A 16,406-nucleotide genomic window follows, 5' to 3' on the forward strand; every position below is an offset into this window, starting at 1 on the left:
GGAAATAGATATATATGAAGATAATGACCTTTTAGAGAAATACCATCTAATGATTCCTGTTGTAGAAATAGGCGGAAGACAAGTAGAATATGGTAACATTCACAAAGGTGTCATAATAAACTATATAAACAATGCAGTTAAGAGTTGAATAAGTTTCTGTCTCCTGTTACAATAATACACGTAGCAGGGATTATTTTTTTAACCTAAGTGGGACACAAAATGTCACTACGGGACATAAAGTGACCATGAAGGGAAATGAACCGATGTAGTGAGGAGAAAAGATATGCGCTCATGGATTCAGAACACAAAAAAATTATTACCTGATCTGCTACCTGTTATGCAAACGAGAATGCAAGTGCTTCAGTACATTAGGCTTATGCAGCCGATTGGAAGAAGAAACTTATCTGCAAGTCTCGGTATGACAGAACGAGTATTGCGAAGTGAAGTTCAAGTTTTGAAAGAACAAAACTTAGTTCACGTCGCTTCTTCTGGAATGACTTTGACAGAAGAAGGAACAGCTTTAGTTCTTGCTTTGGAAGACTTTATGAAAGAAATTTCCGGGTTAAAGGTTTTAGAAAAACAACTTAAGGAAACATTAGACTTGGATGAAGTTTTCGTTGTCCCTGGTGATAGTGATGAATCACCTTGGGTCAAACTGGAGATGGGCCGTGCTTGTGTGACTTGTATAAAAGACCGTCTGACAGTGAATAATATCGTTGCTGTGGCTGGAGGAACTACGCTAGCTGCTGCTGCGGACATGATGCAACTTGATTGCAAAGATTTACATATGCTATTTGTCCCAGCACGTGGTGGAATTGGAGAAGGTGTCGAGTTAGAAGCCAATACCATTTGCGCCAAAATGGCACAAAATACGATGAGTAATTATCGCTTATTGTATGTTCCTGATCACGTTAGTAGCGAAGCATATGCGTCTATTGTAACAGAGCCCTCCGTGAAAGAAGTTCTTGAGTTGATTCGATCTTCCAATATCGTCATTCATGGAATTGGTGATGCGTTAACAATGGCACGTCGCAGAAATACTTCAGAAGCAGATTGGTTAAAGATTCAGGCAAGCGAAGCAGTTGGCGAAGCTTTCGGTTACTACTTTAATGAACAAGGAAATGTTGTTCATAAAGTAAGAACAGTTGGTATGCAACTTGAAGATTTACAACATGTATCTCACGTTGTCGCAGTCGCTGGAGGTTCTTCAAAAGCAAAAGCAATACAGGCTGTAATAAAGCAAGGGCACACTTCAATTCTAATTACAGATGAAGGTGCAGCAAAACAATTAACAAAGGGTATTACCCTTTAATATAATCCCCCAAGGAGGAAATTTAAATGACTAAAATTGGTATTAATGGATTTGGACGTATCGGACGTAACGTATTCCGCGCAGCTCTTAACAACTCTGAGGTAGAAGTAGTAGCAATCAACGACTTAACAGATGCTAAAACATTAGCTCACCTTTTAAAATATGATACAGTTCACGGAACTTTAAATGCAGAAGTATCTGCTAACGAAAACAGCATCGTTGTTAACGGTAAAGAAATTAAAGTTATCGCTGAGCGTGACCCAGCTCAATTACCATGGAGCGACTACGGAGTAGAAGTAGTAGTAGAATCTACTGGCCGTTTCACTAAAAAATCAGACGCTGAGAAACACTTAGGTGGATCAGTTAAGAAAGTTATCATCTCAGCTCCAGCTTCTGACGAAGATATCACTGTAGTTATGGGTGTTAACCACGAACAATACGATGCAGCTAACCACAACGTAGTATCTAATGCTTCTTGTACTACAAACTGTCTAGCTCCATTCGCTAAAGTATTAAACGAAAAATTCGGCGTAAAACGCGGAATGATGACAACAATTCACTCTTACACTAACGACCAACAAATCTTAGACTTACCACACAAAGATTTACGTCGTGCTCGTGCAGCAGCTGAAAACATGATCCCAACATCTACTGGTGCTGCTAAAGCTGTAGCATTAGTATTACCAGAACTTAAAGGTAAATTAAACGGCGGCGCTGTACGTGTTCCAACTGCTAACGTTTCTCTTGTTGACTTAGTTGTTGAACTTGACAAAGAAGTAACAGTTGAAGATGTAAACGCAGCATTCAAAGCAGCTTCTGAAGGCGAATTAAAAGGTATCCTTGGATACAGCGAAGAGCCATTAGTATCTATCGACTATAACGGATGTACAGCTTCTTCTACAATCGATGCATTATCTACAATGGTAATGGAAGGTAACATGGTTAAAGTACTTTCTTGGTACGATAACGAAACTGGTTACTCTAACCGCGTAGTAGACCTAGCTGCATACATGACTTCTAAAGGTCTTTAATTCTTAAGTATATAAGCAATCAATGACAAAACGAGGGAGAGGGTTTGTTCCCTCTCTCTCTTCTTTCGTTTTAGAAGCAAATGTGTTAAGCTTTTGAATGGGTTTTGTCAATCCTAACTAGTAGTCGGAGGGAAATCCAATGAACAAAAAATCAATTCGTGACGTAGATTTAAAAGGTAAGCGTGTATTTTGCCGCGTTGATTTCAACGTACCTATGAAAGAAGGCAAAATTACAGATGAAACTCGTATCCGTGCAGCTCTTCCTACAATTCAATATTTAATAGAGCAAGGTGCGAAAGTAATTTTAGCAAGTCATTTAGGCCGTCCAAAAGGTCAAGCAGTAGAAGAATTACGTCTTACTCCAGTAGCAGCACGTTTAGGCGAGCTTCTTGGTAAAGATGTTAAAAAAGCGGACGAAGCATTCGGACCAGTTGCACAAGAAATGGTTGCAGCAATGAACGAAGGCGACGTATTAGTTCTTGAAAACGTACGTTTCTATGCGGGCGAAGAAAAGAACGATGCAGAACTTGCGAAAGAATTTGCAGCTCTTGCTGATATCTTCGTAAACGATGCATTCGGTGCAGCTCACCGTGCTCATGCTTCTACAGCAGGAATCGCAGACTACCTACCAGCAGTATCTGGTTTATTAATGGAAAAAGAGTTAGATGTATTAGGTAAAGCACTTTCTAACCCAGAACGTCCATTCACAGCTATCATCGGTGGTGCGAAAGTAAAAGATAAAATCGGTGTAATTCGTCATCTATTAGACAAAGTAGATAACTTAATCATCGGTGGCGGACTTGCTTACACATTTGTTAAAGCATTAGGTCATGAAATTGGTCTATCTCTATGTGAAAACGACAAAATTGAACTAGCTAAAGAATTTATGCAACTTGCAAAAGAAAAAGGCGTAAACTTCTATATGCCAGTTGATGTTGTAATCACAGAGGAATTCTCTGAAACTGCAACAACTCAAATCGTTGGTATCGACTCTATCCCTTCTACATGGGAAGGCGTGGACATCGGTCCTAAAACACGTGAAATTTATGCAGATGTAATTAAAAACTCTAAGCTTGTTGTATGGAATGGACCAATGGGTGTATTCGAAATGACTCCATTCGCAGAAGGTACAAAAGCAGTAGGGCAAGCATTAGCAGATGCAGAAGATACATACTCTATTATCGGCGGTGGTGACTCTGCAGCAGCTGTTGAAAAATTCGGTATGGCTGATAAAATGAGCCACATTTCTACTGGCGGCGGTGCGTCATTAGAATTCATGGAAGGTAAAGAACTTCCAGGTGTAGTTTGTCTTAACGACAAATAAGTAGCAGCCAAAGAAAAAGGACGGTGCAAAGCATGCGTAAACCAATTATCGCAGGTAACTGGAAAATGAATAAAACTCTATCTGAAGCAGTTAGCTTCGTAGAGGAAGTTAAAGGTCAAATCCCAGCAGCTTCAGCTGTTGATGCAGTAGTTTGTTCGCCAGCTCTATTCTTAGAGCGCTTAGTAGCAAAGGCTGAAGGAACTGACTTACAAGTAGGTGCACAAAACATGCACTTCGAAAAAAATGGTGCATTCACTGGCGAAATTAGCCCAGTAGCACTTAGCGACTTAAAAGTAGGCTACGTAGTACTTGGCCACTCTGAGCGTCGTGAAATGTTTGCTGAAACAGACGAGTCAGTAAATAAAAAGACTCTTGCAGCATTTGAACATGGTTTAACACCAATCGTTTGTTGTGGTGAGACTTTAGAAGAGCGCGAAAGCGGAAAAACATTTGATCTAGTAGCAGGTCAAGTAACAAAAGCACTTGCAGGTTTAACAGAAGAGCAAGTTAAAGTAACTGTTATCGCTTATGAGCCAATCTGGGCTATCGGTACAGGTAAATCTTCTTCTTCTGCAGATGCAAATGAAGTATGTGCGCACATCCGTAAAGTTGTTGCAGAAGCTGTTTCTCCAGAAGCTGCAGAAGCTGTTCGTATTCAATACGGCGGTAGCGTAAAACCAGAAAACATTAAAGAGTATATGGCACAATCTGACATCGACGGCGCTTTAGTTGGCGGTGCTAGCTTAGAGCCTGCTTCGTTCTTAGGTCTTCTGGGGGCGGTAAAATGAGAAAGCCAACAGCTTTAATCATTCTTGATGGTTTCGGACTACGTGAAGAAACTTACGGGAATGCTGTAGCACAAGCTAAGAAACCTAATTTTGATGGTTACTGGAACAAATTCCCTCACACAACGCTTACAGCTTCTGGTGAGGAAGTAGGTCTTCCAGCAGGTCAAATGGGTAACTCAGAGGTTGGTCACTTAAATATCGGTGCTGGCCGCATCGTATATCAAAGCTTAACACGCGTAAACGTTGCAATTCGTGAAGGTGAGTTCGATCAGAACGAAACTTTCCAAAATGCAATTAAAAGCGTGAAAGAAAAAGGTACTGCTCTTCATTTATTCGGTTTACTTTCTGATGGTGGTGTGCACAGTCACATGAACCATATGTTTGCTCTTCTTCGCTTAGCAGCAAAAGAAGGCGTGGAGAAAGTATATATCCATGCATTCTTAGATGGCCGCGATGTTGGACCACAAACAGCAAAAGGTTATATCGATGCAACAAATGAAGTAATTAAAGAAACAGGAGTAGGACAATTCGCGACTATCTCTGGTCGTTATTACTCCATGGACCGTGACAAGCGCTGGGATCGCGTAGAAAAATGTTACCGTGCTATGGTGAATGGTGAAGGCCCTACTTATAAATCAGCAGAAGAGTGTGTAGAAGACTCTTATGCAAATGGTATTCATGATGAATTCGTATTGCCGTCTGTAATTGTTAACGAAGATGACACGCCAGTTGCAACAATCAATAATGATGATGCAGTTATCTTCTATAACTTCCGTCCAGACCGTGCAATTCAAATTGCTCGTGTATTTACAAACGAAGACTTCCGTGAGTTCGATCGTGGTGAAAAAGTACCTCACATTCCTGAATTCGTTTGTATGACACATTTCAGTGAAACTGTAGATGGTTACGTGGCATTCAAGCCAATGAACCTTGATAACACATTAGGTGAAGTTGTTGCGCAAGCGGGATTAAAGCAACTTCGCATCGCGGAAACTGAAAAGTATCCGCACGTTACATTCTTCTTTAGCGGTGGTCGTGAGGCTGAATTCCCAGGAGAAGAGCGTATTTTAATTAACTCACCGAAGGTTGCAACGTATGACTTGAAACCTGAAATGAGCATTTATGAAGTAACGGACGCTTTAGTAAATGACATCGAAAATGATAAACATGATGTTATCATTCTTAACTTTGCAAACTGTGATATGGTTGGCCATTCTGGGATGATGGAACCAACAATTAAAGCAGTAGAAGCAACTGACGAATGTTTAGGAAAAGTTGTAGAAGCGATTCTTGCAAAAGATGGTGTAGCACTTATTACTGCTGACCATGGTAATGCCGATCAGGAGTTAACTGCTGAAGGTGGACCAATGACAGCTCATACAACTAACCCGGTTCCTTTCATCGTTACAAAAAATGATGTAGAGCTTCGTGAAGGTGGTATTTTAGGAGATATCGCCCCAACAATGCTTACACTTTTAAATGTGGAACAACCGAAAGAAATGACAGGTAAAACAATTATTAAATAATTTGCTTATATAAAAAGGAGAGAATTTATTATGTCAACAATTATTGATGTTTATGCTCGCGAAGTCCTTGACTCTCGTGGTAACCCAACTGTAGAAGTAGAAGTTTACACAGAAAGCGGCGCATTCGGACGCGCTATCGTACCAAGTGGTGCATCTACTGGTGAGCACGAAGCAGTAGAATTACGTGACGGTGACAAATCTCGTTACCTTGGTAAAGGTGTTCTTAACGCAGTAAACAACGTTAACGAAGCAATCGCTCCAGAAATCGTTGGTTTCGACGTAACTGACCAAGCTGGTATCGACCGTGCTATGATCGAATTAGATGGCACTCCAAACAAAGGTAAACTAGGTGCTAACGCTATCCTTGGTGTATCTATGGCAGTAGCTCACGCAGCAGCTGACTTCGTAGGTCTTCCATTATACCGTTACCTTGGTGGATTCAATGCAAAACAATTACCAACTCCAATGATGAATATCATCAACGGTGGTTCTCACGCTGATAACAACGTTGACTTCCAAGAGTTCATGATCTTACCAGTTGGTGCTCCAACATTCAAAGAATCAATCCGTATGGGTGCTGAAGTATTCCATGCACTTAAAGCTGTATTACATGACAAAGGTCTTAACACTGCAGTAGGTGACGAAGGTGGATTCGCTCCAAACCTTGGTTCTAACCGTGAAGCATTAGAAGTAATCATCGAAGCTATCGAAAAAGCTGGTTACAAAGCTGGCGAGAACGTATTCTTAGGAATGGACGTTGCTTCTTCTGAGTTCTACAACAAAGAAACTGGTAAATATGACCTTGCAGGCGAAGGCCGTACTGGCTTAACTTCTGCAGAAATGGTTGATTTCTACGAAGAGCTTTGCAAAGACTTCCCAATCATCTCTATTGAAGATGGTTTAGACGAAAACGACTGGGATGGTCACAAATTATTAACTGAGCGTATCGGTGATAAAGTACAATTAGTTGGTGACGATTTATTCGTAACTAACACTCAAAAACTTGCTGAAGGTATCGAAAAAGGTATCTCTAACTCAATCTTAATTAAAGTTAACCAAATCGGTACTTTAACTGAGACTTTCGAAGCAATCGAAATGGCTAAACGTGCTGGTTACACAGCAGTTGTATCTCACCGTTCTGGTGAAACTGAAGATGCTACAATCGCTGACATCGCAGTTGCAACTAACGCTGGCCAAATCAAAACTGGTTCTATGAGCCGTACTGACCGTATTGCTAAGTACAACCAATTATTACGTATCGAAGACGAGCTAGGCGAAATCGCTGTTTACGCTGGTTTACAATCTTTCTACAATATCAAACGATAATTGTAGAAAATAACGACAGACCGTGAGAAATCACGGTCTGTTTTTTTTTTTTTTTGCTAAAATTGTTCGTCTGTCATAAGTGACATGAAGTATTTAAAGAAGAGATTATAATCAAAATCGATAGCAATTTGCTGCGAGGGCCGATTGGTGAATGGGCTTGATCCTAATAAAGAGCGGAAATCACCGATGCTTGCTCCTTGAGCGTAAGATTCGGTCATGACGGTAATTGGTGATTTGTAGTAGGTAAACATAGAATTATCAAGTAAAGCTAATATCGGTATCGTGTCATGAAAAGGGCAGCCTTTTAATTGTGGTAAAATTTTTTCGTAATATCCATAGTAGTAATGATCGAATAGAGGTTTGACGAGAGAAGCCTTTCCTTTCGTCTCAATATATTCAGCCATATCAGGTGTAACGATGGAATATTGAGTTACATTTAACGGGTATATGTACATGTTGGATGCAGATTGTAATACAATGTTAGCCGCGATTGGATCGCCATAAAAATTCGCTTCTGATACGGGAGTTACATTACCTGGGTGCAGAAAGGAACCACCCATTACATAATAAGATTTAATTTGCTGCATTAAGTTTTTACATAAAATAAATAAAGCAGCTAGGGAAGTGAGTCGCCCTAAACTTACAATGATTAGTTCGTCTTTATACTGCTCGATGAGAGGGATAACTTCAAAAAAATTCTCCATTTCTCCGTTTTGTAACTTTTCATTTTGGATGATTGGCCCTAACCCTTCTTTACCGTGAATATTAGTAAAAAAAGCGGGTGGACCTCCATTGAGAGGACGGTCTGAACCACCAAATATTTTCATATCTCTATTTCTTGATTTTTGTTTAAGAAAATGAGCATTTTGTACGGCCATTTCTTTTGGAACATTGCCGTAATCAGCGACAATCCCAACAATTTCAATTTCATCGATAAAGAATGCGAGGAGGAGGGCTATCGCATCGTCGATTCCAGGATCACAAAAAATGAGAATTTTTTTAGACATACGTTCACCACCTATCTTTATATATATATGTGTGCTAGAGAGAAGGCAGAATAAAAATGGAGTGAAGGATTTTGTTTTATTAAAATAATAACCATCAAAATTCAGAAAATATAAACTTTATATATTAGGTCAAGGTTTTTGACATAAATCACATTGGGAAACGCAGTCATATCAAGGGTGTAAGCGTATAATATAGTGGGTTTTCGTTGTCGATTTGATAAATTGCAGGTTTTTACAATTTATACTATGATAAGGATATTAACAGAAGATCGTATAAACATGAGGGATGATGAACATGAAACTTACAAAGATTCTTGTCCAAATTGCTGCTCTTTATGTATTTTATATGGTTGGAAATTGGGTGCAAGAAATGTTGAATCTTCCGATTCCAGGAAGTTTGATTGGGATGTTCCTCCTACTTGTTTTGCTTAGCCTAAAAGTACTTCCAGTGAAATGGTTTGATTTAGGAGCAGAAACACTCGTTGCTATTATGCCGTTTTTATTAATTCCGCCAACGCTTGGCTTAATGAATTACGGTGCTTTTTTTATGAGTAAAGGAATTTCCCTTTTCATTACAGTTGTAGCGAGTACGTTTTTAATTATTATTGTCGCAGGACATACAGGACAATATCTTGCGAATAGAAAGGAAAAAGAGACACAATGAGCCAAATATTAATCGGAATCGGTTGGGTTCTTTTTACGGTGCTATTATATCAATTATCTAAAAAAATCTACAAATTATTTCCAACACCATTTACCATTCCAATGCTTGTTGCAACAGGATTAATGGCTTTCTTATTTATAATGCTTGATATACCATATCAAAATTATATGGAAAGTGGTGGTGGCTGGATTGCGAAGCTACTAGGACCAGGTGTTGTAGCATTTGCAATCCCGCTTTATAAACAACGTCATGTTCTGCAAAAATATGTTGTACCAATTGCTGGTGGTGTATTAGTAGGTACAACAGTTGCTATTGCAAGTGATTTTGCTATCGCCACACTTATGGGAACAGATAAAAGCTTAATTTTATCTTCTTTACCAAAATCAGTGACAATGCCAGTTGCGATGAGTGTATCTGAACAAGTTGGTGGTGTCCCGTCCTTAACAGCAGCATTCGTCGCTATCGCAGGGATTACTGGAACGATTTCAGGACCAATTTTATTAAAATGGAGCCGTGTTACAAACTCAGTTGGTAAAGGGATTGGCTTTGGATGTGCGTCTCATATTATGGGTGTTATGAGAGCGATGAAAAATAATGAGCATGAAGGTGTTATTGGATCGGTAACAATGACATTAACAGCAATTTTGACATGTTTACTTGGACCGTTATTCGCAATGATGTTCATGTAATAGAAGAAAAGCGAGAGCGATTCTATAGCTCTCGCTTTTCTATAGGATTTATGCTACATTTAAAATAACTGAATCTTTGTAGGAGGTACGCCAAGTGCATACGTTATTATCAGTTTTACTTATTATTGTATCGATTTTAATGATTGTTATGGTACTTATGCAGTCTAGTAATAGCTCAGGCCTTTCAGGCGCTATTTCAGGTGGTGCAGAGCAATTGTTTGGTAAGCAAAAAGCACGTGGAATTGAAGCGGTATTAAACCGTGTTACAGTTGTCTTAGCTGTACTATTCTTCGTACTAACAATTGGTGTTACGTACTTAAATTTATAAAATTAAAAGAAGAAGCGTTAGCGGATTATGCTAATGGTTCTTCTTTTTTTGATTTGTTATTCAAAAAAAGTTTCTAATTAGATTATAGAATTATAAATATGGTACACTAAGAATAGAAAGAATACGACTAGATTACAGAAGAGAAAGAGGAGAAGTACATGATGAAATTAGCATCTCCGAAACCATTTACATTTGAAGGTGGAGACCGCGCTGTTTTATTATTACATGGATTCACAGGGAACTCAGCTGACGTACGCATGCTAGGGCGTTTCTTAGAGAAGAAAGGCTATACTTGTCATGCACCAATTTATAAAGGACACGGCGTACCACCAGAAGAGCTTGTTCATACAGGCCCTGAAGACTGGTGGAAAGATGTAATGAATGCCTACCAGCATTTAAAAGATCAAGGTTACGAGAAAATAGCTGCGGTTGGATTATCATTAGGCGGAGTATTCTCATTAAAACTTGCTTATACATTACCGATTTTAGGTGTTGTACCAATGTGTGCACCGATGTACATTAAAAGTGAAGAAATTATGTACCAAGGTATATTGGCATATGCCCGCGAATATAAAAAGCGTGAGCAAAAATCACCAGAACGAATTGAGCAGGAAATGTTTGAATTTAAACAGACACCAATGAATACATTAAAAGCATTACAGGAGTTGATTCGTGACGTACGCAATAATGTTGATATGATTTATGCTCCAACATTCGTTGTACAAGCACGTCATGATGAGATGATTAATACAGATAGTGCTAACATTATTTATAACGGTGTAGAATCTACGTTAAAAGACATTAAATGGTATGAAGACTCTACGCATGTCATTACACTTGATAAAGAACGTGATGTGCTACATGAGGATGTATATAACTTCTTGGAGCAACTAGATTGGTAAGGTCTAGTTGCCTCTTTTTTTCATAAGGGAATTTTTATCCCGCTATTTGTGGGCTAATAATCAGTGGGGACGGACAAAAAACCACTGGTTAAAGTTACACTTTATGAAAGCTGTAAAAAATCATTGGGAGATGATTAAAGTTTCACTTTATACATCCCCCATCTTTCGGATACACTAAATAATATAAGGGTTTAAAGGAGGTATTTCTGCTTGGAAGAAATCATGCAAGAACATATTGATAAGTTGTTATTATTTATGAGGGAAGAAGCGTATAAACCGTTAACGATACAAGAATTAGAATCGGCATTTGGAATCGAAGGCTCTGAGGGCTTTAAAGATTTCGTAAAGGCACTTGTAATGATGGAAGAGAAGGGGCTTGTTATCCGCACACGTAGTAACCGCTACGGTCTTCCAGAAAAAATGAATTTAGTACGCGGTAAATTAATTGGGCACGCACGTGGTTTTGCGTTCGTCGTTCCAGAAGAGAAGAAAACAGGAGATGATGATCTTTTCATCCCGCCGACAGAATTAAATGGTGCACTTCATGGTGATACAGTATTAGCACGTGTTAGCGCACAATCAAGTGGATCACGCCAAGAAGGCGCGATTGTTCGTATTTTAGAGCGTGGAACGAAGGAACTAGTTGGTACATATACAGAGTCAAAGAACTTTGGATTTGTTATACCTGATAATAAACGCTGGACAAGTGACATTTTTATCTTGAAAAGTGCATCTATGGGCGCTGTAGAAGGCCATAAAGTAGTTGTGAAAATTACGGGCTACCCAGAGAACCGTTTAAGCGCAGAAGGTGAAGTTATTCAAATTCTAGGTCATAAAAATGACCCAGGAGTAGATATTTTATCTGTCATTCATAAACATCATTTACCTTTAGCATTCCCTGAAGAAGTGATGGAGCATGCAAACAGTGTACCAGAAACGATTTCAGAAGAAGATATAAAAGATCGTCGTGATTTACGTGATCAAATGATTGTTACAATTGATGGTGCGGATGCGAAAGACTTAGATGACGCTGTTACAGTAACGAAGCTTGAGAACGGTAACTATAAGCTTGGTGTTCATATTGCGGATGTAAGTCATTACGTTCAAGAAGGTTCTCCAATTGATGTTGAAGCAGCAGAGAGAGCAACGAGTGTATATCTTGTAGACCGTGTAATTCCGATGATTCCGCATCGTTTATCAAACGGTATTTGTTCATTAAATCCGAAAGTAGACCGTCTGACACTATCTTGTGAAATGGAAATCAACAATCTAGGTGATGTTGTAAAACACGAGATTTTCCAAAGTGTAATTAAGACGACAGAGCGTATGACGTATGCTGACGTAAGAAGCATTTTAGAAGATGAAGACGAAGCGCTAATTGAACGTTACGAGCCGATAGTGCCAATGTTTAAAGAAATGGGGCAGTTAGCACAAATTTTGCGTGAAAAACGTATGCGCCGTGGTGCGATTGACTTTGACTTTAAAGAAGCGAAAGTACTAGTAGATGAAGAAGGAAAACCGACTGATGTTGTAATGCGTGATCGTTCTGTATCAGAGAAGTTAATTGAAGAGTTTATGCTTGTTGCGAACGAAACAGTAGCGGAGCATTTCCACTGGATGAACGTACCGTTTATGTACCGTGTCCATGAAGATCCGAAAGAAGATAAGCTTGAGCGTTTCTTCGAGTTTGTAACAAACTTCGGATATGCAGTAAAGGGACGTGCGAATGAAATACACCCTCGTGCATTGCAGCAAATTCTTGAAATGGTTCAAGGTCAGCCGGAAGAAATAGTCATTTCAACAGTTATGCTTCGTTCTATGAAGCAAGCACGTTACGATTCGAACAGCTTAGGACATTTTGGTTTATCAACTGAGTTCTACACACATTTCACATCGCCAATTCGTCGTTACCCAGATACGATTGTTCATAGATTGATTCGTGAATACATCATTAATGGTAAAGTAGACAACGAAACGCAAGCGAAATGGCGTGAAAACTTACCTGAGATTGCAGAGCACTCTTCTAATATGGAACGCCGTGCTGTTGAAGCAGAGCGTGAAACAGACGAAATGAAAAAAGCAGAGTATATGGTCGATAAGATCGGTGAAGAGTATGACGGTATGATTAGCTCTGTAACAAACTTCGGTTTATTCGTAGAGCTTCCAAATACAATTGAAGGTCTTGTACACGTTAGCTATTTAACAGATGATTACTACCGTTATGACGAAAAACATTTTGCGATGATCGGAGAACGTACAGGTAACGTATTACGCATCGGTGACGAAATTACAATTCGTGTTATTAACGTAAATAAAGACGAGCGCGCAATCGACTTTGAAATCGTTGGCATGAAAGGCACACCTCGTCGTAAGTTCAAAGATCGTCCAGTTGTGATTGGACAGCCAAGAACAGGCAGAAAGAAACGCGGTGGACGTAGCGAACGTAGTAATGAGCGCGGTGGTGAACGCGGCACAGGAAGAAAGTTTGATCGTGGTGGACAAGGAAAAGCATCTGCATCCACATCCGCTAGTCAGCCAGGGAAAAAAGATGGTAATAGTAATAGTAATGGTAATGGTAAGAAGAAAAAAGGATTCTTTGAAAATGTACCAGGATTCAAGAAGAAAAAGAAAAAGCGCAAGTAAGAAAAGAGTGGCTTCGCCTTACATTCTGAGCGAGCCACTTTCGCTTTTGGTTTACATTTGTTACAATGGTAAAAATAGAGGAGGGACGTTATATGCCAAAAGGTACAGGTAAGGTTATTGCGCAAAATAAAAAAGCATTTCATGATTATTTCATTGAAGAAACATACGAAGCAGGGCTTGTCCTTCAAGGAACGGAAATTAAGTCAATTCGCGCTGGACGCGTGAACTTGAAAGACGCGTTTGCACGTATACATAACGGTGAAGTATGGGTTCATAATATGCATATTAATACATATGAACAAGGGAATCGTTTTAATCACGATCCGCTTCGTACAAGAAAGTTACTTCTTCATAAGAAAGAAATTGATAAGCTAGCAGGTTATGCAAAAGAAACAGGTTATGCATTAATTCCAGTTAGAATCTATTTGAAAAATGGATTTGCGAAAATGGCACTTGGTTTAGCAAAAGGTAAGAAGCAATATGATAAGCGTCACGATTTAAAAGAGAAAGAAGCTAAACGTGAAATTGCACGCGTGTTCCGTGATCGTCAAAAGATGTAATACAGATATTTACATTTGTAAAACGGCGCGCGTATGATATAATAACTTATGTAAGATTGTTGCACATTGAAAAACAGCTCTTAGTAGCTATCACGATATTTCTTCGTATGCTCCATTTTTATCATGGGGACGTTACGGATTCGACAGGGATAGTTCGAGCTTAGGTTGCGAGTCGAGGGGATCGGCCTCGTTAAAACGTCAAAGCCTATAATTGGCAAACAAAACAATCTTTCTTTAGCTGCTTAATTGCACTAAAGGTTCCTCCCTCCATCGTCCATGTGGTAGGGTAAGGGACTCAAACTAAGTGGACTACGCCGGAGTTCGCCGTCTGAGGGCGAAGGAAGAGAACAATCAGACTAGCAACTTGGAAGCCTGTCGATAGGCCGAAGAGTTCGCGAAATGCTAATATATCGACTACACTCGTAGAAGCTTAAGTGCCGATATTTTTGGACGTGGGTTCGACTCCCACCGTCTCCACCAATACATATTTGGTGGTTTTTTTATTTTGTATATAACAAGAAGCATAAGATGGCCGTTTTGGTCAACTTATGCTTCTTTTAGTTTACGGCCAACTTATGCTTCCAGGATTTGAAGAATATTTTTAATGTCGCCTTTAAATAAAGTCGCGACTTTTAGGGATAGCATCACATCATCATCAATCTAAGAATAGCAAATACCCCAAAACGAAAAAATGTACATTTTTTTCGTTTTGGGGCGTTATAAAATCCTTAAGTTGATGGGCATATGGCGACTCATTTCTAGAATTGTTTTCATGTGTCAATGATAGAAATATATTTTTAATTATGGCTACTTTTCAACTAGTACGATATCATCAAGATAGGCATCACCGATTACATATCCATTAATTTGTAAGAAGAATGAATATGGATTATTAGTATTTAGAGTAGTAAATTCAACCGATTTTTGTTCATACTGTGTGGAAGTAAACTTCATATAAAGTGTGTCTTTTCCCCCAGGAGACTGTGCTCCTACAAATAAGGTTTTTTCAGGACCCGATACTTTTCCAGATGCGGACATGATGTATGTAGTATTAGGCTTCAAAGTTACGTCTCCCTTAAGATGACCGATTCCTGAACTAAAATGAAGTCCTTTAGAATTATTTACTCCTGCATGCTCTTCAATATTGTAATTTAAAGAGCCATATGATGGTTTAAAAGGTTCTAAACTTGAATTGTGGTCAAAATCAATATTAAAAATATAAGATTTCTCCTTTTCCTTTAATTGTACATTATCAAACTTAGCCCTCCCATTTGCTGTAGAAGCAAGTTTGACAGCAAAGTTTGACACATCCTCCCCTGTTTTAAACTTTATCTCATGATGTTCCGGCTTAAATCCTGTATACTGCTTCTTTGTTAATGGAACGATTTCTTGATTGGCATTCAGATTACCTACTGTTACTTCTGATGGGGAAACTATACTTCCCGCTATATCAAATGTTAATGTATATTCTGTATTCGGTTTTACAGTAACAAGTTGATAGGCTGTGTCTGCATGTATTAATTTGAGATAATGATTGCCTGGTTCAGAAGTGCCGATATTCTCGGTAGAAGAATTAGGATTAGATAAAATCCAGTTATTTAGCCCATCCTCAAAGTCTCCATTCCTAACTTGTTCATTTGCATATGGACTATCTGCTGATACAATGTCTGAAAAACCTATACTGGCACTTAATACAATTGCTGTAGAAAATACTCCTATACCGACTTTTTTAAACAATTTCTTCATCTCCTTTGGTCAGATTAAACTTTATTTTTTTCATACTTTCTATATATATATTTGGATAAATATTCCAAATAACAACTTTATTTATAAATGATTTATAGATTGTTTTCAATTGAAAGATCTTCAACATATACAAGGCCACTTTGTTCAAATTGAACGGGTAAAGAAAGCATATCAAGAGAGCATAGTGACCTATTAACTAACGAAAGCGTCAGTTCCACTTGCTCGTATATTAAGGTTATTAGTATCAATTTAACCAAATATTATTCCAAAGCTACATTAATAAAACACACGGCCAGCTTATGGGTAAAGTGACATTTATTTTATACTCTTATCATTACAATAAGAATCTCTTTCCACAATGCTAGGAACATTTGATTGAACTTCGTTTTTTTTTGCATGAGCAAAAATGCTTACCCTACTTAACAATGAATTAGCCAAAATAGAAGTAGCGACTAACTTTTGTTATACCCAAAATATCTATCCCATAATTTTTATTCGAGAGATAAATAATAGAATGTTCTAGTATTTCGAAGTGCACGATAAACAGCAAAAACATAAAT

At 38.7% G+C, this 16,406-nt stretch carries 15 protein-coding genes and 1 other RNA gene; 14 read left to right on the forward strand and 2 right to left on the reverse strand.

Annotated features, from left to right (window positions below; translation table 11 throughout):
- The 7 genes from AB3X49_RS08635 to eno form a co-directional block, all read left to right on the forward strand.
- A partial coding sequence (locus tag AB3X49_RS08635) for a glutaredoxin family protein (RefSeq protein ID WP_367961565.1) occupies nucleotides 1–148 on the forward strand: 148 nt, incomplete at its 5' end.
- Between the two features lie 135 nt (nucleotides 149–283).
- A complete protein-coding gene (gene cggR / locus AB3X49_RS08640) occupies nucleotides 284–1,312 on the forward strand; it encodes a gapA transcriptional regulator CggR (protein WP_002089545.1) in 1,029 nt (342 codons plus the stop codon).
- Between the two features lie 26 nt (nucleotides 1,313–1,338).
- Nucleotides 1,339–2,343, forward strand: a complete 1,005-nt coding sequence (gene gap, locus AB3X49_RS08645) for a type I glyceraldehyde-3-phosphate dehydrogenase (RefSeq protein WP_002016071.1) — start codon at nucleotides 1,339–1,341, stop codon at nucleotides 2,341–2,343.
- 139 nt (nucleotides 2,344–2,482) lie between these two features.
- Nucleotides 2,483–3,667, forward strand: a complete 1,185-nt coding sequence (locus AB3X49_RS08650) for a phosphoglycerate kinase (RefSeq protein WP_367961553.1) — start codon at nucleotides 2,483–2,485, stop codon at nucleotides 3,665–3,667.
- A gap of 32 nt (nucleotides 3,668–3,699) precedes the next feature.
- The gene (gene tpiA / locus AB3X49_RS08655; RefSeq protein WP_002016069.1) at nucleotides 3,700–4,455 is read left to right on the forward strand and encodes a triose-phosphate isomerase; all 756 of its coding nucleotides are present in this window, start codon (nucleotides 3,700–3,702) and stop codon (nucleotides 4,453–4,455) included.
- On the forward strand, nucleotides 4,452–5,981 hold the full coding sequence (gene gpmI, locus AB3X49_RS08660) for a 2,3-bisphosphoglycerate-independent phosphoglycerate mutase (RefSeq protein ID WP_002129880.1): 1,530 nt from the start codon (nucleotides 4,452–4,454) through the stop codon (nucleotides 5,979–5,981). Before tpiA ends, gpmI begins: the two co-directional genes overlap by 4 nt.
- Before the next feature lie 30 nt (nucleotides 5,982–6,011).
- Nucleotides 6,012–7,307, forward strand: coding sequence for a phosphopyruvate hydratase (gene eno / locus AB3X49_RS08665; RefSeq protein ID WP_002034740.1), 1,296 nt, complete (start codon nucleotides 6,012–6,014; stop codon nucleotides 7,305–7,307).
- A 56-nt stretch (nucleotides 7,308–7,363) separates the two neighbouring features.
- Here eno and AB3X49_RS08670 read toward each other — a convergent pair whose 3' ends face one another.
- Nucleotides 7,364–8,314, reverse strand: coding sequence for a nucleoside hydrolase (locus tag AB3X49_RS08670; RefSeq protein ID WP_367961556.1), 951 nt, complete (start codon nucleotides 8,312–8,314; stop codon nucleotides 7,364–7,366).
- A gap of 286 nt (nucleotides 8,315–8,600) precedes the next feature.
- On the opposite strand from AB3X49_RS08670, the gene AB3X49_RS08675 reads away from it, so the two are divergent.
- From AB3X49_RS08675 to ssrA, 7 genes are all read left to right on the forward strand, one after another.
- Nucleotides 8,601–8,978, forward strand: coding sequence for a CidA/LrgA family holin-like protein (locus AB3X49_RS08675; RefSeq protein ID WP_002016064.1), 378 nt, complete (start codon nucleotides 8,601–8,603; stop codon nucleotides 8,976–8,978).
- Nucleotides 8,975–9,667: an LrgB family protein gene (locus AB3X49_RS08680; protein ID WP_367961558.1), complete on the forward strand. Its 693-nt coding sequence runs from the start codon at nucleotides 8,975–8,977 to the stop codon at nucleotides 9,665–9,667. Before AB3X49_RS08675 ends, AB3X49_RS08680 begins: the two co-directional genes overlap by 4 nt.
- 94 nt (nucleotides 9,668–9,761) lie before the next feature.
- Nucleotides 9,762–9,995 carry a preprotein translocase subunit SecG gene (gene secG / locus AB3X49_RS08685; RefSeq protein WP_002016062.1) on the forward strand — a complete coding sequence of 78 codons (234 nt, stop codon included), beginning with the start codon at nucleotides 9,762–9,764 and terminating at the stop codon, nucleotides 9,993–9,995.
- 161 nt (nucleotides 9,996–10,156) lie between these two features.
- Nucleotides 10,157–10,897: an alpha/beta hydrolase gene (locus AB3X49_RS08690; protein ID WP_162836430.1), complete on the forward strand. Its 741-nt coding sequence runs from the start codon at nucleotides 10,157–10,159 to the stop codon at nucleotides 10,895–10,897.
- 222 nt (nucleotides 10,898–11,119) lie between these two features.
- Nucleotides 11,120–13,540 (forward strand): ribonuclease R, encoded by a 2,421-nt coding sequence (rnr, locus tag AB3X49_RS08695; RefSeq protein WP_483298771.1) that lies wholly within the window; start codon nucleotides 11,120–11,122, stop codon nucleotides 13,538–13,540.
- 92 nt (nucleotides 13,541–13,632) lie between these two features.
- Complete coding sequence (smpB, locus tag AB3X49_RS08700; RefSeq protein ID WP_002089531.1) at nucleotides 13,633–14,100, forward strand: SsrA-binding protein; 468 nt, start codon at nucleotides 13,633–13,635, stop codon at nucleotides 14,098–14,100.
- A gap of 125 nt (nucleotides 14,101–14,225) precedes the next feature.
- Nucleotides 14,226–14,580: a transfer-messenger RNA gene (ssrA, locus tag AB3X49_RS08705) on the forward strand.
- A 327-nt stretch (nucleotides 14,581–14,907) separates the two neighbouring features.
- Here the strand turns inward: ssrA and AB3X49_RS08710 are convergent.
- Entirely contained in the window at nucleotides 14,908–15,837 is a 930-nt protein-coding gene (locus AB3X49_RS08710) for a carbohydrate binding domain-containing protein (protein ID WP_367961564.1), read from the reverse strand.
- Between the last annotated feature and the right edge of the window lie 569 nt (nucleotides 15,838–16,406).

The sequence above is a fragment of the Bacillus sp. C30 genome (assembly GCF_040838255.1).
GTDB lineage: Bacteria > Bacillota > Bacilli > Bacillales > Bacillaceae_G > Bacillus_A > Bacillus_A mycoides.